Origin of the sequence: Roseobacter insulae, from assembly GCF_019375555.1 — a bacterium.
Lineage (GTDB): Bacteria > Pseudomonadota > Alphaproteobacteria > Rhodobacterales > Rhodobacteraceae > Roseobacter > Roseobacter insulae.
In genome coordinates, this window is sequence record NZ_JAHXDN010000001.1 from 781,473 (window position 1) to 801,868 (window position 20,396).

Genomic DNA, 20,396 nt, shown 5'->3' on the forward strand with positions numbered 1-20,396 from the left:
GGCTCATGAGGAGGGCGCGTTATGGCGCATTCGGCCAACGCGGATTTCAAGACACGTCTACAGAACTGGATCCCCAAGCTGGTGTTGTCGCCCTCGGTGGCCATGATGCTGGTGTTCGTCTACGGGTTCATTCTGTTTTCAGTCTACCTGTCATTTACCGACAGCCGCCTCCTGCCCAGCTTTGGATGGGTGGGCCTGGAAAACTACTCCAAGCTCTGGCGTCTGAGCCACTGGGAAGTTTCCATCAAGAACATGGGAATTTTCGCGGCCCTCTACATCGTGATCTGCACCACCATCGGCCTTGGGCTTGCCATTTTTCTCGATCAGAAAATCCGCGGCGAGGGTCTGCTGCGCCCCATCTACCTTTATCCCATGGCGCTCAGCTTCATCGTGACCGGCACCGCATGGAAATGGTTTCTGGACCCCGGCATCGGGCTGGAAAATGTCATGCACTCATGGGGATGGGAAAGCTTTGAATTCAGGTGGATCAAGGACAGGAATTACGCCATCTACACCGTTGTGCTGGCCGCCGTGTGGCAAACCAGCGGGTTCGTGATGGCCATGTTCCTTGCCGGTTTGCGCGGCATAGATAACGAAATTCTGAAAGCGGCCCAGATGGACGGGGCCAGCAACTGGAACCTCTATCGCCGGATCATTATCCCACAATTGCGGCCCGCCTTCCTGTCGGCCTTCGTGATCCTGTCGCATCTGGCGATCAAGACCTTCGACCTTGTGATCGCATTGACGGGCGGCGGGCCGGGGCGCGCAACGGAGCTGCCGGCGACCTTCATGTATTCCTACACGTTTTCCCGCAACCAGATGGGCATCGGTGCGGCCTCGGCCACGATCATGCTGATGACAATCGCCGCCATCATGATCCCTTACCTCTACTCTGAACTGCGGGAGAAGCGCTGATGTCCGTAGCGTCTCAAGATACCGCCATCCGCACGGGCCGCATCACCCGCACATTGATCTACGTCGTGCTGATCCTGTTCGCCCTGTTTTACATGCTGCCGCTTTACGTGATGCTGGTCAATTCGGTGAAACCGTTGTCGGAGATCACCGGCGGCGGCATGATGAATCTGCCAGAAGAGTTCACGCTGGAGCCTTGGTTCAAGGCATGGTCCTCGGCGCAGATCGGGGTGGAGCCGACAGGGCTGGCGCCCTATTTCTGGAATTCGATCAAAATGGTCGTGCCCGCCGTGGCCGTCTCCACCGTTCTGGGCGCGCTGAACGGCTACGTGCTGACCAAGTGGCGTTTCAAATACGACACCATCCTGTTCGGGCTGATGCTATTTGCCTGTTTCATCCCGTTCCAGATCGTGCTGATCCCGATGGCGCGCATGCTGGGCCTGATGGGGCTTGCGGGGACGACATGGGGGCTGGCGCTGGTGCATGTCGTCTATGGCATCGGCTTCACGACCCTGTATTTCCGCAACTACTACGCGGTTTTCCCGACCGAACTGATCCGGGCGGCACAGATCGATGGCGCGGGGTTTTTCCAGATATTCTGGCGCATCCTCCTGCCCTCCTCCGGACCCATCGCCGTGGTCTCGATCATCTGGCAATTCACCAACATCTGGAACGATTTCCTGTTTGGGGCGTCCTTTGCGGGCGCGGATAGCCAGCCGATGACCGTCGCTTTGAACAATCTCGTGCAGGCCTCGCATGGCGTGAAGGAATACAATGTTCACTTCGCTGGCGCGATCCTCGCGGCAACACCAACTCTGCTCGTCTACATCGTGGCTGGCCGATACTTCGTCCGCGGTCTGATGGCAGGCTCCGTGAAAGGGTGAGGGATGGCTTTGCATCACGAAATGAACGGCGCAAGTGACGCGTCACAAGGACCAGACGCGCGGGGCCATCGCACCGCGCCGGGTAATCTGAAGGATTGAGACCATGGGTTTTCTCGATATCGACAACACCACCAAGTCTTACGGCGCGGTCGAAGTGCTTCACAACGTGGATATCTCGGTGCAGGAAGGTGAGTTTCTCGTGCTGGTCGGGCCGTCCGGCTGTGGTAAATCCACCCTGCTGAACATGATTGCGGGGCTGGAAGAAATCACCAGCGGCGAAATTCGCATCAAGGACAGCGTGATGAACGGCGTTCATCCCTCCAAGCGCAATATCGCCATGGTGTTCCAGAGTTACGCGCTCTACCCGAACATGACGGTCGGTCAGAACATCACCTTCGGGCTTGAGATGCACGGCACGCCGAAACCGGAACGGGAAAAGGCGATGCGCGAGGTCGCGAAGCTGTTGCAGATCGAACAATTGCTGGACCGCAAACCCGGGCAGTTGTCGGGCGGTCAGCGGCAGCGTGTCGCGATGGGCCGGGCGCTGGTGCGCAACCCGGATGTGTTCCTGTTTGACGAACCGCTCTCCAATCTCGATGCCAAGCTGCGCGTGGATATGCGCACCGAGATCAAGAAGCTGCACCAGAAACTTGGAACGACCATCGTCTATGTCACCCACGATCAGATCGAGGCGATGACCCTCTCCACGCGGATCGCGGTGATGAACGGAGGCTACGTTCAGCAGCTGGGCACACCTCAGGAAATCTACGACAGTCCGGCAAACATCTTCGTTGCCACCTTCATGGGATCACCGGCAATGAACGTGCTGCCGGCGCATGTCCGCCTGCAGAAAGATGCGCCGCATGCCGAGTTCTCGCTGCATGACGGGTCGTTGGCCCTGTTGCCGTTCAGTCAGAAAAACCTCGCCGCCTGGGAGGGGAAGGAAATCCTGCTCGGCATTCGGCCGGAAACCCTGACGGACGTGGACGGCGCAGACCGGAAATCATCCAACATCGCCGAGATGACGAACCGTATCGTGGTGACCGAACCGGCGGGCTCGGACACTTTCGTATCAATGCAACTGGGTGGCAAGGATGTGATTGCACGGATGCGGTCCGATGCCGAAGTGCGGGCGGGGCAGGATTTCACCTTTGCCGTCAACATGGAAAAGGCGGTCGCGTTCGACCCTGAAACCGAAGCCCGCATTGCGCCCTGATGCAACCCGACGTGATCATAGTTGGCTCTGGAATGGGCGGGGCAACGCTGGCCGCGGCCCTTGCGCCCAGCGGCCGTCGTGTCCTGATCCTTGAACGCGGTGAGAGGTTGCGCCCCTGCGCTGCCGACCGCGACGCCGGGGCGATATTCGCGACTGGATTTTTTCGACCGGACGAGCAGTGGGTTGATGGCGACGGCACCAGCTTCAGTCCCGGGAATTACTATTGCGTCGGCGGCAACTCCAAATTTTACGGCGCCGTCCTGATCCGATATCGCGAAGCTGACTTTGCACCGGTTGAACACCTGGGAGGCCGGACGATTGGCTGGCCCATCGCATATGCCGACCTCGAAAAGGATTACCTTGCTGCTGAACACCTCTACCAGGTGCGTGGCAAGGCTGGTGAAGACCCGACGGAACCGCGCCGCTCGGGCAGCTATCTGCACGGGCCGGTCGCGGATGAGCCGGACATCGTGGATGTGCGGCACCGCCTGGCCGGTATCGGCCTGCACCCCGCGTCCCTGCCTTTGGGCGTGGACGTTGATCACTGGCTGGCCAACGGCCAGACGCCTTGGGACGGTCATCCCGACACCTGCGATGGCAAGATGGATGCGGAGACGGTTGGCATCAAGACAGCGCTTGAGCATCCCAACGTCGAACTGCAGACCGGGTGCTGCGTGTCGGGCCTTACCATGCACCCGGACGGGCGCGTTGCGGGCGTGAAATGCGTGGTAGACGGGGTGGCCCAGACGTTTCAGGCGCCGCTTGTCGTGGTCGCGGCGGGGGCGGTTCAAAGTGCGGCCTTGCTGCTGGCATCGGCAAACGACGATTATCCCACCGGTCTGGCAAACACCTCCGATCAGGTGGGTCGCAATTTCATGAACCACAATTGCTCGGCTGTGCTGGCGCTGCACCCGCTGCGCAAGAATCGTGCGATCTATCAGAAAACCCTGATGGTCAATGACTTTTACCTGTCCGGCGGGCAGGGTGGCGCCCCGCTTGGCAATGTGCAGTTGCTTGGAAAAATATCGGCGCCCATTCTGGCGTCCGCAAGCCGATTGCCGGAGTGGATGGCAGGGATGATCGCCACCCGGTCCGTCGATTTCTACGCCATGTCCGAAGATTTGCCTGATCCCGACAGCCGCGTGACGCTGGTGGATGGAGCCGTCAAACTGGACTGGCGACGCTCGAACTGGCAGGCACATGAAGCGCTTGTCGCCAAACTGAAAACCTCGTTGCGCAAGGCAGGTTTCCCGATCGTGATGTCGCGGGCCTTTGATCGCCGCACCCCCTCGCATCAGTGCGGCACCGCGCGCATGGGAAATGATCCGGGCACCAGCGTGGTGAACACCTTCTGCCGCAGCCATGATCATCCCAATCTGTTCATCGTCGACGCTTCGGTGCTGCCAACCTCGGCCGCGGTGAACCCGGCACTGACCATCGCAGCCCTAGCCTTGCGCGCCGGGCGCCATATCACGGAAACGGAGTTTGCAGCATGAGCAGGGTCGCTTTGGTCACCGGCGGGCAGCAGGGCATTGGTCTGGGCATCTCGCGCCTGCTGGTGGACGCCGGATTTCAGGTGGCACTTGCGTCGCGTTCTGGTCAGGATAGTCCGGCGGTCGCGGCCGCGCTCTCCGAACTTGACGGGGCGGCCTGTTATTTTCAGCACGACCTGTCGGACGTTGACCACGTTCCGGCGCTGCTCGATGAGGTCACCCAGGCGCTGGGTCCGATCACGGCCTTTGTCAGCAATGCCGGTGTTGGCGCGCCGGTCAGGGGGGACATGCTGGAGCTGTCACCAGAAAACTGGGATTTCGTCCAGAACATCAACCTGCGCGGCGCCTTTTTCCTGGCTCAGGCAGTGGCGAAGCACATGCTGGCAGAGGCTGGCGAGGACTATCGCTCCATCACCTTCATCACCTCGGTCAGCGCTGCCATGGTGTCCACCGAACGTGCCGAATACTGCGTTTCAAAAGCAGGGGCGGCGATGATGTCGCAACTGTTTGCGGCGCGTCTTGCACCACATGGCATTGGTGTATTCGAACTCCGCCCCGGAATCATTGCAACCGAGATGACAGCAGGAGTGCGCGACAAATACACCAGCCGGATCGAGGGCGGCCTGGTTCCGGCGCAGCGTTGGGGAGACCCGAAGGATGTTGCAGAAGTTGTTGTTGCCGCAGCAACCGGTCAGATGCGCTTTGCCACAGGGGCCAGTATCCCGGTGGATGGCGGTCTGTCGATCTCAAGGCTGTAGAGCGTAAAATGACTGAAGGATACGATTTCATCATCATCGGTGGCGGGTCTGCCGGGTCGGTGATCGCGGCGCGGCTGTCAGAAGATGCAAACGTGCGCGTCCTGCTGTTGGAAGCGGGCGGTGGCGACCGGCACCCGTTTTTCCATCTGCCCGCCGGATTCGCAAAAATGACCAAGGGCATTGGCAGCTGGGGTTGGCACACAACACCGCAGCGGCATATGCAGGATAAGGTCTTCACCTATACGCAGGCAAAGGTGATTGGTGGCGGCTCGTCTATCAACGCGCAGATTTACACGCGTGGTGCGGCGCAGGATTACGATGAATGGCGCCAGCTGGGGTGCGACGGATGGAGCTATGACGAGGTCCTTCCGTATTTCATTAAGTCGGAAGACAACGACACGTTTGACAACGAGTTTCACGGTAAGGGTGGCCCGCTGGGGGTCAGCCAGCCGGCAGCACCCCTGCCGATTTGCGATGCCTACATCAGGGCGGCAGGTCAGCTGGGCATACCTCAAAACAAGGACGTCAACGGCGCCCGGCAGGATGGCGCGGCCTATTACCAGCTTACCCAGAGAAACGCCCGACGGTCTTCGGCGGCGATGGCTTTTCTGGCGCCGAACAAGGGGCGGCCAAACCTGACAGTGCGCACCGGGGCGCATGTGCACCGCATCCTGTTTCGGCGCGGGCGCGCAACGGGTGTGCAAATGGGGGACGGCACCCGGATCATAGCCGACCGCGAGGTGATCCTGTCATCCGGTGCCATCGGGTCGCCCAGACTTTTGCAACTGTCGGGTGTCGGCCCCGCCGATCATCTGACATCCCTGGGTATCGAGGTGGTGGCGGATCAGCCGAATGTGGGGGCGGACCTGCAGGACCACCTGGACCTCTATACAATTTGCGAGGTGACGGGACCGCATACCTACGATCGGTATGCCAAGCTCCATCTGTCGGCGCTGGCCGGGCTGCGCTACCTGTTCACGCGCAAGGGGCCGGTGGCCTCCAGCCTCTTTGAAACGGGTGGTTTCTGGTACGCGGATCCGGATGCACGCTCGCCCGACATTCAGATGCATCTGGGTCTGGGCACCGGGATCGAAGCCGGGGTCGCGGCAATGCCCAACGGCGGTGTGACGCTGAACGCCTGTTTCCTGCGCCCGCGGTCTCGTGGCACGGTCAGGTTACGGTCCGGCGACCCGGCCGACATGCCGCTGATCGACCCCAATTACCTGGCCGACCCCTATGATCGCGAGATGTCGGTGCGCGGGTTGAAGCTGGTGCAATCGATCCTCGCGCAGGATGCTTTGAAACCGTATATCCTTGCCGAGCGGCTGCCCGGGCCGGATGTGCAGACCGATGAAGACTACTTCAACTTCATTTGCACCCATTCCAAAACCTCGCATCACTGCGCGGGCACTTGTCGCATGGGGGGGGACGACCGTGCGGTTGTTGACCCGCGGTTGCGGTTCAACGGCATCGAAGGGCTGCGGGTCGCGGATGCCTCGATCATGCCCCGCGTGAATTCCTCCAACACCAATGCCCCCACCATCATGATCGGTGAAAAGGCCGCTGACATGATCAAAACAGACCAAGGACTTAGCCAATGATCCGCCACATCGTATTGACCCGCTTTGCCACGGATACAGCTGAAGAAACAATTGCCGGTATCTACGGCGACCTGGAACGCCTGACAGAAACGCTGGCCGGTGCTGGCAATTTCGGCGGTGGCCGATCGCAAAGCCCCGAGCAGATTGAACGCGGCTACATGCACGGGTTCACCATCGATTTCGACACATGGGACGATTTGCGAACCTATGCGGAAGATGAACACCACAAGTCGCTTGGTGCGCAGATCGTTGCACTTGCGGCAGGCGGTCTGGACGGTGTCCTTGTTCTGGATATTGAAGTGTGAGGTGACGAGGATGTTGAGGCTGCCCACTGACGACGGAAAGCTAGTGGCCTACGGGATGTCGGGTGATCCGCTGATCCCGCGTGCGCCGGAAGTTGCGCTGTCGAGAACCGCCTTTGCCGCCGCGCATGTGGTGTCTGACCCGCTGAAGGATCGAAACCCGTGGGACACCCGACCTGCCGTGGATTGGGACGCGACGCTGCATTTTCGCCAAGGCTTGTGGGATCAGGGGCTTGGCCTTGCCGAGGCCATGGATACCGCGCAACGCGGCATGGGGGTCGATTGGGAGACAGCGAGGGAACTGATAGACCGGACCATGGCGGCAGCCAGGGCACATCCGCTGAAACCGCGTGTTGCCTGCGGTGCCGGTACCGATCACCGGCCGCTGGAAACACTGATCACGGCCGCCGGGATTCTGCGCGCCTACGTCGACCAGGCAGAGGCGATCGAAGCAGCGGGCGGGCAATTGATCCTGATGGCTTCGCGTGCCTTTACGGCGATGCATGCTTCCCCGGACGTGTATCACACTGTCTACCGATCCTTGATTGACGGAGCCGCGGAACCGGTGATCCTGCATTGGCTTGGCGACATGTTTGATCCGGCCCTGGCCGGATATTGGGGTAGCACCGACATCGGTGCCGCAAATGACTTTGTGCTGGGGCTGATCGCGGAGAATCCCGCCAAGGTTGATGGTATCAAGATATCGCTCCTCGACCAGGCGCATGAAGAAGCTTTCAGAGCCCGCCTGCCGGACGGTGTGCGCCTTTATACGGGCGATGACTTCAATTATGCTGACCTCATCGCTGGCGATGGCGCGCATTATTCGCACGCGCTGCTCGGCATATTCGCGGCCATTGCTCCGGCGGCGTCACAAGCGCTCGAAGCTCTGGCCCGGGACGATGTCGCCACCTTTCACGCGCTTCTCGCTCCGACCGTTCCGCTCAGCCGCGAGATATTCCGCCCGCCGACGCGCTTTTACAAGGCTGGCATTGCTTTTTTGTCCTGGCTGAACGGCTATCAGGCCCATTTCATCATGCCGGCGGGGTTTCAGTCCAGCCGCGACATCACGCATTACGCCAATGTCTTCCGCCTTGCGGACGAGGCGCGGCTGTTGACCAGACCGGATATAGCGGAAGACCGGATGAAAACCCTGCTATCTTTACATGGCATCTGATACGCACGTCCCATGGAGCGACGACCAACGATAATTGATGTGGCCAAGGCAGCCGGGGTGTCGAAATCGACCGTGAGCCTCGTTTTGCAGCGCAGTCCGCAGGTCAAGGAAGACACCCGCATTCAGGTCCGCGAAGCCATGGCGCGGGTTGGCTATGTTTACAACCGGTCAGCGGCCAATCTGAGGTCGGCCTCAACCGGGCTGATCGGCCTTGTCATCAATGATCTGCGCAACCCGTTTTTCACAGAGTTTGCAGCCTCCTTGCAGATGAAGTTGGCCGAAGAGGGATATGCGGTTGTTCTGGCCAACATCAACGAAGATGCCGAAATGCAGGCCAAAATGATCGTTGCCCTGATTGAACACGGCGTCTCCGGTTTTGTCGTCTCGCCGGCTTACGGCGCCGAAGACAATACGCTGGAGGCCATTGCGCGGGCGGGTCTCCCGGCCATTCAGGTCTTTCGAAAGGTCGATGATCGCGACGATCTGTTCCCCTTCCTCGCGCCCGATTATCAGACGGGCAGTCGGCTGGCGACCGAGCATCTGTACAACCGGGGGTGCACGCAGGTGGCATTTGTTGGTGGCCTCGCTGACCGGGCCGTGACCATGGAACGTATGTCCGGCTATCTCGAAGTGACATCGCAGCGCGGTCATGAGCCAATCGTGATAACCGGGGCCGCCAGTCATGAGTTCGGTGTCCGCGGCGCGCGAGACTTGTACGACAACTATCCCGACGTGGATGGCGTGTTGTGCTTCAATGATCTTGTCGCCCTTGGTCTGATGGCGGGCAGCCAAAAGCTTGGACGGTCCATTGGCAAGGACCTGCGGGTTGTCGGGTTCGACAATATTGAGGGATGCCTGCAAAGCGAGCCACAACTGACCTCCGTCAGCTGTGGCATTCCCGGGTTTGCCGAAGAGATTTCCCGGCGGATGCTCGCATGGCTGAATGACGGCACACCGCCAGAACTGGGCGGCCGCACCGCTGTCGAGCTTGTTGTGCGGGGCTCCAGCTGATCTCCGGGTGCTGCGCGCGGCGGCAGTCAGGACATTCATGTTTGGCGGTTGGCGATCCTGTCGTCCGACGATTTTGCTGCTTTTCTGGTCGTTTTTGTTTGGCGTTTCCCGGATTTTCCTCCGATGATCGTATCAGGCGGACGTAGCAAAGCTCGTTTTATTCGCCCGCAGCGGGTTTGTGACCAGAATTGTCTGTGTCAGCGGAACGTCTGTCTGACAAGCAAACGGACGGAATGCCTGATAGGGAGGACGCTTAATGAGCCGCTGTAAATACACAATCGACACTTGGCGAAAGGGGCTATTGACCGCATTCGTTTTCGCCTTATCGGTGAGTTCTGCCAATGCTCAGGCGACGCAAGATGCCGCAGTGCCGATGCCGGAAATTACATTCACCTCGTGGACGGGTCCTTACATGCGCAGCCAGATGCTGGGCTTTGTGCGCCCCTACGAAGAGCAAACCGGTTCTCGCGTGCATGTCGCGCATTACAATGGCGGCATTGCGGAGATCAGAGACCAGGTCGAAAGCGCCAATGTGATCTGGGACGTCGTTGACCTGACTCAGGCGGATTCACTGCGGGCCTGCCGCGAGGGTCTGCTGGAAGATCTGTCCGATATTGATCTGCCGGGTGGCGCGGACGGGACACCTTTTCGCGAAGATTTTGTCGATGGTGCGCTAAATGATTGCGGCGTTGGCGTGATTGTCTGGGGCACTGCCTTTGCCTACAGCAATTCGCTGTTCGCGGATAATCCTCCCGCTACAATTGCCGACTTTTTCGACACGGATGCCTATCCCGGCGCCCGTGCGATCCGGAATGATCCAACCGTCATTATGGAATGGGCTCTGATGGCCGACGGCGTGGCGCGTGAAGACGTCTACCAGACCCTGGAAACGGCGGAAGGTGTCCAGCGGGCTCTTAAAAAGATGGATGCGATCAAGCCGGGCCTGCAAATCTGGCAATCCGGTCGTCAACCGGTCCGCCTGCTGAATGCGGGCGAGGTTGCGATGTCGTCGATCTGGGCCACGACCGGGGCAACCGCCGCCATGGAGGAAGGCGCGGATTTCACCGTCAACATGGATGGTCGCGTGATCGAGCTTGACCTCTTCGGCATTCCCAAGGGCAGTCGGCACAAGGAAGCGGCGAAGGAGTTCATCCGGTTTGCCAGCAGCACCAAATCACTGGCCGATATGGTCGGATACTTGCCCAATGGCCCGACACGCAAGTCGTCGCTGTCGCTTTTGTCCGACGATGTGCTTGGTCAAATTCCGAATGGCCCGGCGTATGAAGACAAACTCTTCATTCGGTCAGATGCGGAATGGTGGTCTGCAAACCACGCCCGGCTGGAAGAGGCATTCAGAGAATGGCTGTCCACATCTGCGCGCCAGGGTGCCGCAGGCTCGACACGATAAGTGGAACATTGGGACAAAGAGGTACTAAGATGACAAACGAAACAACAAATCGACCTGATAATCTTGTTTCACGTTCCGGCCTGTTTGCAGGCATGAATGCAACGATGGGCGTCGCGTCCATCGTAATGATCCTGGGGTTCGTCCTGTTTACGATCCGAGATGTGGAGGCTTCCAGCGCTGTCTTTGCCTCCGGAAAGGATTTTATCATCGGCAGTCTGGACTGGTTTTACGTGGTGGTCGTCAATGCCGCCCTGTTCTTTGTGCTGTGGTTGATGATCAGCCGTTTCGGTGATGTGAAGCTGGGCAAGGACGATGACGAACCGGATTTCTCGACCTTCTCCTGGATCTGCATGCTGTTCAGCGCCGGGCTCGGGTCCGGCCTGATCTACTGGGGGGTGGCCGAGCCGATGTTCCATATCCAGGGCAGCCCGTTCCTGACGCGCGAAGGTCTTGAGGCGGGATCAGTCGACGCCGCCGTTTCCGCGGTCACGATCACGAATTTCCATTGGGGGTTTCATGGCTGGGCCCTTTACGTGCTGGTCGGACTGAGCCTCGCCTATTTCTCTTATCGCCACGATTTGCCACTTACGCTGCGCACCGCGCTATATCCTGTTCTCAAGGATCGGGTTTACGGACCATGGGGCCATCTGGTCGACCTTGTTGGCGTGTTTGGCACGATTTTTGGTCTCGCGACCTCGCTGGGTCTGGGGGTGACCCCGATCGCTGCGGGCCTTGAGAACCTCGGATGGATGGAAAACACCCAGACGAACCAGTTGATCCTGGTGGCGATCATCACCTGTCTGGGAACGGCCTCGGCGGCATCAGGTGTCGGCAAGGGGGTACGGATCCTTTCCGAAGCCAACGTGATGGCCAGCATTGCTCTGCTGATCCTGTTCATCATACTGGGGCCAACAGCCTTCCTGTTGGGCGTGACCATCTCCGGCTTTGGCAACTACATCTGGAACGTCATCCCGATGGGCTTCTGGATCAACGGTGACCCAGAGAACCAATGGCAAAGCTGGTGGACCATATTCTACTGGGGCTGGTGGATCGCATGGTGCCCGTTTGTCGGATTGTTCATTGCCCGCGTGTCCAAGGGCCGGACGATCCGTCAGTTCTGCTACTGCGTTCTGCTGATCCCGACGTCGGTGGTCATGTTATGGATGGGTGTTTTTGGCGGTGCGGCCGCCGGGGTTGACCTGTTCTATAACGCTGGAGTTGTCGACGCCGTGAACGGTGATTACGCGGCTGGCGTTTTCCAGACCGTGGCCGGTTTTGGATACAGCGGACTGGTTTACCCGATCACTGTCTTGATCACGGTCTTGCTGATCTCGTGGTTCGTGACATCGTCGGATTCCGGCACGCTTGTGATGTGCACGATGCTGTCCATGGGTGACGAGCATCCACCGGTCAAATTCCGCATCTTCTGGGGGCTCACAGCCGGTGTCGTGGCTGGCGTGCTGATGCTTGCCGGCGGGCTCAGCGCCCTGCAAACGGCATCCATCGTTGCCGGTCTGCCAATTGCGGTGATCTTGTTGTTGATGATTTACGGCATCGTTCACTCGCTGCATGAAGAGCATCCTTTGCCGGATGTCGAAGACAAGTACGCCCTGGAATTCCTGAACCGCTAGCGGCTTGGTTCAGGTCCATCACAAATCGAAGGGGCGGATCAACCCGCCCCTCTTTCCTCTGCGGCACCACCGACACAGACCCGGATCGCGCCGCATTCCGATAGGCCCGCCGGACAAGACCAGACAAGGCTGGTCGATACCTGCGCGCATTTTCGGGTTTGCAATTCCTGTGACGTTCTTTATAGACCGCCCGATACATGCGCGTGCAGCCCGCTTTGGCTAGAATCACCTTTGGTTGAACAGCAACCGGATCGGGTTGGCACCGTGCTATTGAGAGACACACGACCCGAAAAAAGGTACAGCACATATGGCCAATTCGCCACAGTCCAAGAAACGCGCCCGCCAGAACGAAGCGCGGTTCCAGATCAACAAAGCGCGTCGTTCGCGCATCCGCACCTATCTGCGCAAAGTCGAGGAAGCGATCGCTTCCGGTGACAAAGACGCCGCCTCTGCCGCGCTGAAAGCGGCCCAGCCTGAACTGATGCGTGGAGTAACAAAGGGCGTTTTCCACAAAAACACCGCAGCGCGCAAAGTGTCCCGCCTGTCCGCGCGGGTTAAAGCTCTGGGTTGAGCCAATCTACAACTCTACTCGAAAAGAGCGTCGCGCAAGCGGCGCTTTTTTGCATTATTGAGACACTTTCCTCCCCACCCAGAGATTCTTTTTTGAAAATTCAGAGTCAAGAATGAAGTTCAGTTGCCGTGTCGCTCACGAAGTTGCTACCAGTGTAGTGCGATTCATTTCGCCATGGGGGGACAGGCTCTGAAAGTTCGATCCGCACTGCTGCGGGCCAAAGGACGTCAGGGACTGAGTGTTGCCTAACACGCAATGCGTTCAGTCTGCAAACGCTGCCAACACAGCGTTTTGCCCTGTCATAAAAAGTACGGACGGTGTCGTCTGATTGGTTACTGGGCTTTGTGCATGCAAGGCGCTTGCCAGTCGGATTGTGCCTAATCTGTAGTCGAGCGGCAGCTAGCCATCCGTTTCCATACGCGGGAACGGAGACGCCATTTGTCGTCTGAGATACGAGGCGATGCGGCTATCTAAAAAATGGGGCTGTGTCTGAAATTGGAACGCTAGAGGGAAAACAGGTCAAACATGACTAAAGAAAAATGGGGGCAGCTGAGGCAGCGGCTGCTGAAAACGGTGGGTCAGAACAACTATACAAACTGGATCGAGCCGATTGAGTTTCGGGCAGCAGATGATGGCATCGCAACCTTTGATGTGCCGACGAACTTTCTGGGCAATTACGTCAACCAGAACTTTGCAGATCTGATACTGCATGAGCTGAAATCCGAAGATCCGACCGTGCGACGCCTGGAGTTTTCTGTCCCCGCGCAAGCAGACGGTACGGCAGAAACCACGAATAAGGCGACAGCCCCCCGCGCCGTTCCGAAACCCGCGTCTGGCAGCGCATTGGCGACAGCCCCCCTCGACAAGCGTTTCACCTTTGACACTTTCGTTGTCGGCAAGCCAAACGAACTGGCCCACGCCGCCGCACGCCGTGTCGCCGAGGGTGGCCCGGTGACCTTCAACCCTCTGTTCCTGTACGGGGGGGTTGGCCTTGGTAAAACGCACCTGATGCACGCGATTGCCCACGAATTGCGCCAGCGTCGTCCTGACCTCAATGTCCTGTATCTCTCTGCCGAGCAGTTCATGTATCGGTTTGTTCAAGCATTGCGTGACCGAAAGATGATGGATTTCAAAGAGATTTTCCGTTCGGTTGACGTGCTCATGGTGGATGATGTCCAGTTCATCGCGGGCAAGGACAGCACGCAGGAGGAATTTTTCCACACCTTCAACGCGCTGGTTGACCAAAACAAGCAGATCATCATCTCGGCGGATCGCGCGCCCGGCGAGATCAAGGATCTGGAAGACCGTGTGAAATCACGCCTGCAGTGCGGGCTGGTTGTGGATCTGCACCCAACTGACTACGAGCTGCGCCTGGGCATCCTGCAATGTAAGGTGGAGCAACAGAAGGCCAATTACCCCGGGCTGGAGATCGAAGCGGGTGTGCTGGAGTTCCTCGCGCACCGCATCTCGACGAACGTGCGGGTGCTGGAGGGCGCTTTGACACGGCTGTTCGCCTTTGCCTCGCTGGTCGGGCGTGAAATCAATATGGAGCTGACACAGGATTGTTTGTCCGATGTGCTGCGTGCTTCGGAACGCAAGATCACGGTCGAGGAAATTCAGCGCAAAGTATCCGACCACTACAATATTCGCCTGTCGGACATGATCGGCCCGAAGCGTTTGCGCTCCTATGCGCGTCCGCGGCAGGTGGCGATGTATCTCTGCAAGAAGATGACCAGCCGGTCGCTGCCTGAAATCGGTCGCCGGTTCGGCGGTCGTGACCACACAACCGTGATGCACGGCGTCAAGCGGATCGAGGAACTGAAGTCTCAGGATGGCCAGATCGCCGAAGATCTGGAACTGCTGCGCCGCGCGCTGGAAGAATAGTCACACACAGGTCCCGCGGCCCGCATATGTGGCCGCGGGCCTTGACGCCCTGCGCTTTCCAACAGACAAACCAATAAAAGTCTTGTGAAGTCGGTGGAACCGGGTAATTTGCCTTTCCCGACTGGTGGGAAGGATAAGATATCATGAAGATCAGCATCGAACGCGCGTCCCTGCTCAAAGCAGTGTCCCAGGCTCAATCCGTTGTTGAGCGGCGCAACACGATTCCAATTCTCGCCAATGTGTTGATCGAGGCCGAAGGCAGCGATGTGACCTTCCGTGCAACCGATCTCGACATCGAAGTCGTGGACAGGGCGTCAGCGCAGGTCGAGCGCGCAGGCGCCACCACCGTCGCTGCCACGACACTGCACGAAATCGTGCGCAAACTGCCGGATGGCGCGCTTGTGACGCTTACTGCCGACGGGGCAACCGGTCGTCTGACTGTTGAAGCGGGGCGGTCGAACTTCTCGCTGGCGACGCTGCCCAAGGAAGATTTTCCGGTCATGGCGTCCTCTGAATACGCCTCCAATTTTTCCGCGCCCGCACCGGTGCTGAGACGGCTTTTCGATAAGTCGAAATTCGCCATTTCAACCGAAGAAACCCGCTATTATCTGAACGGCGTCTACATGCATGTCGCGGATGGGGAAGGTGGTCAGGTATTGCGCTGCGTGGCGACGGACGGGCACCGTCTGGCCCGCATCGACGCCGACCTGCCAGATGGGGCCGCGGATATGCCGGGCGTGATCGTGCCGCGCAAAACGGTTGGAGAGCTGCGCAAGCTGCTGGACGACGACGAGATGAAAATCGCGGTCTCGGTCTCTGAAACCAAGGTGCGTTTCGCGACACCCGACATCACACTGACCTCGAAGGTGATCGACGGCACCTTCCCCGATTACACCCGGGTCATTCCACAGGGTAACACCCGCAAGCTGGAGGTCGACGCGTCCGATTTCGCTCAGGCCGTGGACCGAGTGGCGACGGTCAGCTCCGAGCGCTCCCGCGCGGTGAAACTGCAACTTGACGAGGACCGTCTGGTTCTGTCGGTGAACGCCCCCGACAGCGGTGCCGCGGAGGAAGAGCTGGCCGTGGCCTATGGCGACGAACGTTTGGAAATCGGGTTCAATGCCAAGTACCTTCTGGAAATCGCCAGCCAGGTGGACCGCGAGAATGCCGTGTTCATGTTCAACTCTTCCGGCGACCCGACCCTGATGCGCGAAGGCAATGACCAGTCGGCCGTTTACGTCGTCATGCCGATGCGCGTTTAGCCGATCGCACCGGGCGGTGGTCCCACGATCAAGGTGATGTCGTGACGCTGGCACTGACATCTCTCACACTGTCGCATTTCCGCTCGCACAAACTGGGCCGGATGACGCTGGATTCGCGCCCGGTAGCGATTTACGGGCCCAATGGTGCGGGCAAGACCAACGTGCTGGAGGCGGTCTCGCTGTTTTCGCCCGGGCGCGGCTTGCGCCGGGCCAGTGCCGAGGACATGACGCGACGCCCCGAAACGCTTGGGTGGAAGATCACCGGCGTGTTGCAGTCGCTTCACCAGATGCATGAAATTGAAATCTGGTCCGAAGCGGGCGCGGCCCGGCAGGTCAGGATCGATGGCAAGGCCGCGCCGCAGACGGCGCTGGGACGGATTGCAAGGGTGCTGTGGCTGATCCCGGCGATGGACAGGCTGTGGATCGAAGGCGCCGAAGGGCGCCGCCGGTTTCTGGACCGCATGACTCTGAGCTTTGAGCCGGGCCATGCAGAGGCCTCGCTGGCCTATGAACGCGCCATGCGAGAGCGCAACCGGCTGTTGAAAGACATGGTGCGCGACCCGGCGTGGTACAGCGCTTTGGAAAACCAGATGGCCGAAACCGGAATTACCATCGACAGCAATCGACGGGCGGCACTGGGTCAGCTGGCTCAGGCGCAGGAGGATGCGACGACCGCCTTTCCAACTGCTGAACTGACGCTTTTGCATGCCGATGGCGAACTGCCGCAATCGCAGGCAGACCTGCGTGCCACCCTCGCAGACAACCGACAGCGCGACATGGCGGCGGGGCGCAGCCTGATTGGCCCGCACCGGGCCGACATCCGGGGTGTTTACCGCGCCAAGAACGTTCCCGCTAAGGACTGTTCAACCGGTGAGCAGAAGGCATTGCTGGTCTCCCTTATCCTCGCCAATGCGCGGGCCCTGGCGCGTGACTTCGGGGCACCGCCCCTTTTGCTGCTGGACGAGGTTGCAGCACATCTGGACGCAGATCGTCGCGCGGCACTTTATGATGAAATCGTATCTCTGGGTGCACAAGCCTGGATGACCGGCACCGACCCCGAGCTTTTCGAGGCACTTGGACCGCGTGCGCAATACATCCACGTCAGCGAAACCGGTGGAGTCTCGCAGATCGCCGCGCAGCGATGACGATCACCGCTGCCGACCTGCTGCTCTATTCCGGTGCGCTTGTGATCCTGTTCCTGACCCCCGGGCCGGTGTGGCTGGCGCTTATGGCCCGGGCGATGTCGGGTGGTTTTCAGGCGGCCTGGCCACTGGCCGTTGGTGTCGCGGTGGGGGACATTGTCTGGCCGCTTGTGGCGATCCTGGGCATTTCCTGGGTCCTTTCGGTGTTCGACGTTTTCATGACCGTGTTGCGCTGGATCGCCTGCGGCGTTTTCATCGGGATGGGCCTCCTGCTAATCAAGCATGCGCATCAGAAAATCAGTACAGACAGCAGGCTCACCCGCCCGGGGCTCTGGCCGGGATTTCTGGCAGGGATTGTTGCGATCCTGGGCAATCCCAAGGCGGTTCTGTTTTACATGGGCGTGCTGCCGGGTTTCTTTGACCTGCGGCGCATCGCCGTGTGGGATGTCCTTGCCATCCTGTGCGTTTCGGTTGCGATCCCGTTGATTGGCAATCTGATCCTCGCCATGGGTGTTGGTCATGTTCGGTCGATCGTGACCGCTCCGAAAACACTGGCGCGCATCAATATCGTATCGGGAATTTTGCTCATCCTCGTGGGTGTGGTCATCCCTGTCATCTGACACAAAATATTGTGCCAACTGCGTGACATCCCCCGACAAAAATCGTATAAAATGACAAAAATACGAAGGTCCAGCGGCATGTCCGAAAACGCGCAGACGCCAGAAGAATATGGCGCCGATTCCATCAAAGTTCTCAAAGGCTTAGAGGCGGTCAGAAAACGTCCCGGTATGTATATCGGTGACACCGATGACGGGTCCGGTCTGCACCATATGGTGTATGAGGTCGTTGACAACGGAATTGATGAGGCTCTTGCCGGTCACGCAGACGCGGTCACCGTGACGATACATGAGGATTCATCTGTCTCCGTCAGTGATAACGGGCGTGGCATTCCGGTCGGGATCCACGAGGAAGAGGGTGTTTCAGCGGCCGAAGTGATCATGACCCAGTTGCACGCGGGCGGCAAATTCGACAGTAACTCATACAAGGTGTCCGGCGGTCTGCACGGCGTGGGCGTGTCCGTGGTGAATGCGCTGTCTGATTGGCTGGAACTGCGGATCTGGCGCGAAGGTAAAGAACATGTCGCGCGGTTCGAAGGAGGCTTCACCACAAAGCACCTGGAAGTGGTTGGCCCGACTGATCGCACCGGCACCGAAGTGCGTTTCATGGCCTCGACCGATACGTTCTCCAACCTCGAATATTCTTTCGAGACGCTGGAGAAGCGGTTGCGCGAACTGGCATTCCTGAACTCCGGCGTGCGGATCATTCTGGTCGATGAACGCCCCGCTGAACACCTGCAATCCGAGCTTTACTACGAGGGCGGCGTAAAGGAGTTTGTCAAATACCTCGACCGGCACAAGGCGTCCGTCATGCCAGAACCGATTTTCATAACCGGTGAACGTGACGACATCGGTGTTGAAATCGCTATGTGGTGGAACGACAGCTATCATGAGAGCGTGCTGCCATTTACCAATAACATCCCGCAGCGTGATGGCGGCACCCATATGGCCGGGTTTCGCGGGGCGCTGACCCGGACGATCAACAACTATGCCCAGTCAAGTGGCATTGCCCGGAAGGAAAAGGTCAGTTTCACCGGTGACGACGCCCGCGAAGGGCTGACATGCGTTCTGTCCGTGAAAGTGCCGGACCCGAAATTCTCTTCGCAGACAAAGGACAAACTTGTGTCTTCCGAGGTGCGTCCGGCGGTAGAAGGGCTGGTCAACGAGAAACTGGCCGAGTGGTTTGAGGAAAACCCAAACGAGGCCAAGATCGTTGTGGGCAAGATCATTGAGGCGGCGCACGCGCGGGAAGCGGCGCGTAAAGCCCGTGATCTGACCCGGCGCAAGACAGCGATGGACGTGAATTTCCTTGCGGGCAAGCTCAAGGATTGCTCAGAGAAGGACCCCTCGAAGACGGAAGTCTTCCTTGTCGAGGGCGACAGCGCCGGTGGGTCCGCACAGACCGGGCGGGACAGGCAGACACAGGCCATCCTGCCGCTCAAGGGGAAAATCCTGAACGTCGAACGGGCGCGCTTTGACCGGATGCTTGGCAGTCAGGAGATCGGTAACCTTGTCATGGCGCTTGGGACAGGGATTGGTCGCGACGAATTCAACATCGACAAACTGCGCTACCACAAGATCGTTATCATGACGGATGCGGATGTGGATGGTGCGCATATCCGGACATTGTTGCTGACCTTCTTCTACCGGCAGATGCCTGAGCTTATCGAAAAAGGGCATCTCTACATCGCGCAACCGCCGCTCTACAAAGTCTCGCGGGGCAAATCGGAGGTCTACCTCAAGGATCAGGCGGCGATGGAGGAATACCTGATTCAGCAGGGTATCGATGGGGCGATGCTGAAACAGGGTAATGGCGAAGAGATCACCGGGGCCGATCTGTCCCGCGTGGTCGATCTTGCGCGGCAGATGCGGCGCGTTCTTGAAGCCTTTCCAACCCACTATCCTCGCCACATCCTGGAGCAGGCGGCAATTGCCGGCGCCTTTGCCCCCGGCGTGGTAGATGCGGATCTGCAGGGCACGGCTGACAAGGTCGCGGCACGATTGAATCTGATTGCAGAGGAGTACGAACGCGGGTGGCAGGGACGGATCACGCAGGACCATGGCATCCGGCTGGCGCGCATCTTGCGCGGCGTGGAGGAAGTGCGCACGCTGGACGGGCGCATCCTGCGCGGCGGCGAGGCAAAACGGACGGGCAGCTTCACGCAAAGCCTGCAGGAAATCTACAGCCTGCCGGCCACACTCATCCGCAAGGATCGGGTGCAAACCATTCTGGGCCCGATGGACCTGTTGGATGCAATCCTGCAGGAAGGTGAGAAGGGGCTGTCGTTGCAGCGCTACAAGGGGCTGGGTGAGATGAACCCCGATCAACTTTGGGAAACCACGCTTGATCCGGATGCGCGCACGCTGCTGCAGGTCAAGGTCGAAGACATGGCCGAGGCCGATGACCTTTTCACCAAGCTGATGGGGGACGTGGTTGAGCCGCGCCGCGAGTTCATCCAGAAAAACGCGTTGAGTGTGGAAAACCTAGACTTCTAGGGCGGCTCAATATCTCCTCTGCCGCGGGCGTCAT

17 protein-coding genes are annotated in these 20,396 nt (G+C 59.2%); all 17 read left to right on the plus strand.

Annotated elements, in window-relative coordinates; genetic code table 11:
• Positions 1 to 21: 21 nt before the first annotated feature.
• The 17 genes from KX928_RS03785 to gyrB all read left to right on the plus strand — a co-directional run bounded on the left by KX928_RS03785 (position 22) and on the right by gyrB (position 20,362).
• The gene (locus tag KX928_RS03785) at positions 22 to 915 is read left to right on the plus strand and encodes a carbohydrate ABC transporter permease (RefSeq protein ID WP_219499121.1); all 894 of its coding nucleotides are present in this window, start codon (positions 22 to 24) and stop codon (positions 913 to 915) included.
• Entirely contained in the window at positions 915 to 1,796 is an 882-nt protein-coding gene (locus KX928_RS03790) for a carbohydrate ABC transporter permease (protein ID WP_219499123.1), read from the plus strand. The genes KX928_RS03785 and KX928_RS03790 overlap by 1 nt, the downstream gene beginning before the upstream one ends.
• Before the next feature lie 103 nt (positions 1,797 to 1,899).
• On the plus strand, positions 1,900 to 3,012 hold the full coding sequence (locus KX928_RS03795) for an ABC transporter ATP-binding protein (RefSeq protein WP_219499125.1): 1,113 nt from the start codon (positions 1,900 to 1,902) through the stop codon (positions 3,010 to 3,012).
• A complete protein-coding gene (locus KX928_RS03800; RefSeq protein WP_219499130.1) occupies positions 3,012 to 4,508 on the plus strand; it encodes an FAD-dependent oxidoreductase in 1,497 nt (498 codons plus the stop codon). The genes KX928_RS03795 and KX928_RS03800 overlap by 1 nt, the downstream gene beginning before the upstream one ends.
• Complete coding sequence (locus KX928_RS03805; protein WP_219499133.1) at positions 4,505 to 5,263, plus strand: 3-ketoacyl-ACP reductase; 759 nt, start codon at positions 4,505 to 4,507, stop codon at positions 5,261 to 5,263. Before KX928_RS03800 ends, KX928_RS03805 begins: the two co-directional genes overlap by 4 nt.
• An 8-nt stretch (positions 5,264 to 5,271) precedes the next feature.
• Complete coding sequence (locus KX928_RS03810) at positions 5,272 to 6,864, plus strand: GMC family oxidoreductase (RefSeq protein WP_219499137.1); 1,593 nt, start codon at positions 5,272 to 5,274, stop codon at positions 6,862 to 6,864.
• Positions 6,861 to 7,169 (plus strand): Dabb family protein, encoded by a 309-nt coding sequence (locus KX928_RS03815; protein ID WP_219499140.1) that lies wholly within the window; start codon positions 6,861 to 6,863, stop codon positions 7,167 to 7,169. The genes KX928_RS03810 and KX928_RS03815 overlap by 4 nt, the downstream gene beginning before the upstream one ends.
• 10 nt (positions 7,170 to 7,179) lie before the next feature.
• The gene (locus tag KX928_RS03820) at positions 7,180 to 8,340 is read left to right on the plus strand and encodes a dihydrodipicolinate synthase family protein (protein ID WP_257883504.1); all 1,161 of its coding nucleotides are present in this window, start codon (positions 7,180 to 7,182) and stop codon (positions 8,338 to 8,340) included.
• A gap of 12 nt (positions 8,341 to 8,352) precedes the next feature.
• The gene (locus tag KX928_RS03825; RefSeq protein WP_219499142.1) at positions 8,353 to 9,351 is read left to right on the plus strand and encodes a LacI family DNA-binding transcriptional regulator; all 999 of its coding nucleotides are present in this window, start codon (positions 8,353 to 8,355) and stop codon (positions 9,349 to 9,351) included.
• A gap of 256 nt (positions 9,352 to 9,607) precedes the next feature.
• On the plus strand, positions 9,608 to 10,759 hold the full coding sequence (locus KX928_RS03830; protein ID WP_219499145.1) for an extracellular solute-binding protein: 1,152 nt from the start codon (positions 9,608 to 9,610) through the stop codon (positions 10,757 to 10,759).
• 29 nt (positions 10,760 to 10,788) lie between these two features.
• Positions 10,789 to 12,390 (plus strand): BCCT family transporter, encoded by a 1,602-nt coding sequence (locus tag KX928_RS03835; RefSeq protein ID WP_257883505.1) that lies wholly within the window; start codon positions 10,789 to 10,791, stop codon positions 12,388 to 12,390.
• Positions 12,391 to 12,697: 307 nt separating this feature from the next.
• The gene (rpsT, locus tag KX928_RS03840) at positions 12,698 to 12,961 is read left to right on the plus strand and encodes a 30S ribosomal protein S20 (RefSeq protein ID WP_219499148.1); all 264 of its coding nucleotides are present in this window, start codon (positions 12,698 to 12,700) and stop codon (positions 12,959 to 12,961) included.
• A 525-nt stretch (positions 12,962 to 13,486) separates the two neighbouring features.
• Complete coding sequence (gene dnaA, locus KX928_RS03845) at positions 13,487 to 14,845, plus strand: chromosomal replication initiator protein DnaA (RefSeq protein WP_219499151.1); 1,359 nt, start codon at positions 13,487 to 13,489, stop codon at positions 14,843 to 14,845.
• A gap of 143 nt (positions 14,846 to 14,988) precedes the next feature.
• Positions 14,989 to 16,107, plus strand: a complete 1,119-nt coding sequence (gene dnaN / locus KX928_RS03850; protein ID WP_219499154.1) for a DNA polymerase III subunit beta — start codon at positions 14,989 to 14,991, stop codon at positions 16,105 to 16,107.
• Between the two features lie 41 nt (positions 16,108 to 16,148).
• Positions 16,149 to 17,252 (plus strand): DNA replication/repair protein RecF, encoded by a 1,104-nt coding sequence (recF, locus tag KX928_RS03855; protein WP_219499157.1) that lies wholly within the window; start codon positions 16,149 to 16,151, stop codon positions 17,250 to 17,252.
• On the plus strand, positions 17,249 to 17,869 hold the full coding sequence (locus KX928_RS03860) for a LysE family translocator (protein ID WP_219499159.1): 621 nt from the start codon (positions 17,249 to 17,251) through the stop codon (positions 17,867 to 17,869). Before recF ends, KX928_RS03860 begins: the two co-directional genes overlap by 4 nt.
• A gap of 78 nt (positions 17,870 to 17,947) precedes the next feature.
• On the plus strand, positions 17,948 to 20,362 hold the full coding sequence (gene gyrB / locus KX928_RS03865; protein WP_219499162.1) for a DNA topoisomerase (ATP-hydrolyzing) subunit B: 2,415 nt from the start codon (positions 17,948 to 17,950) through the stop codon (positions 20,360 to 20,362).
• Positions 20,363 to 20,396 lie beyond the last annotated feature (34 nt).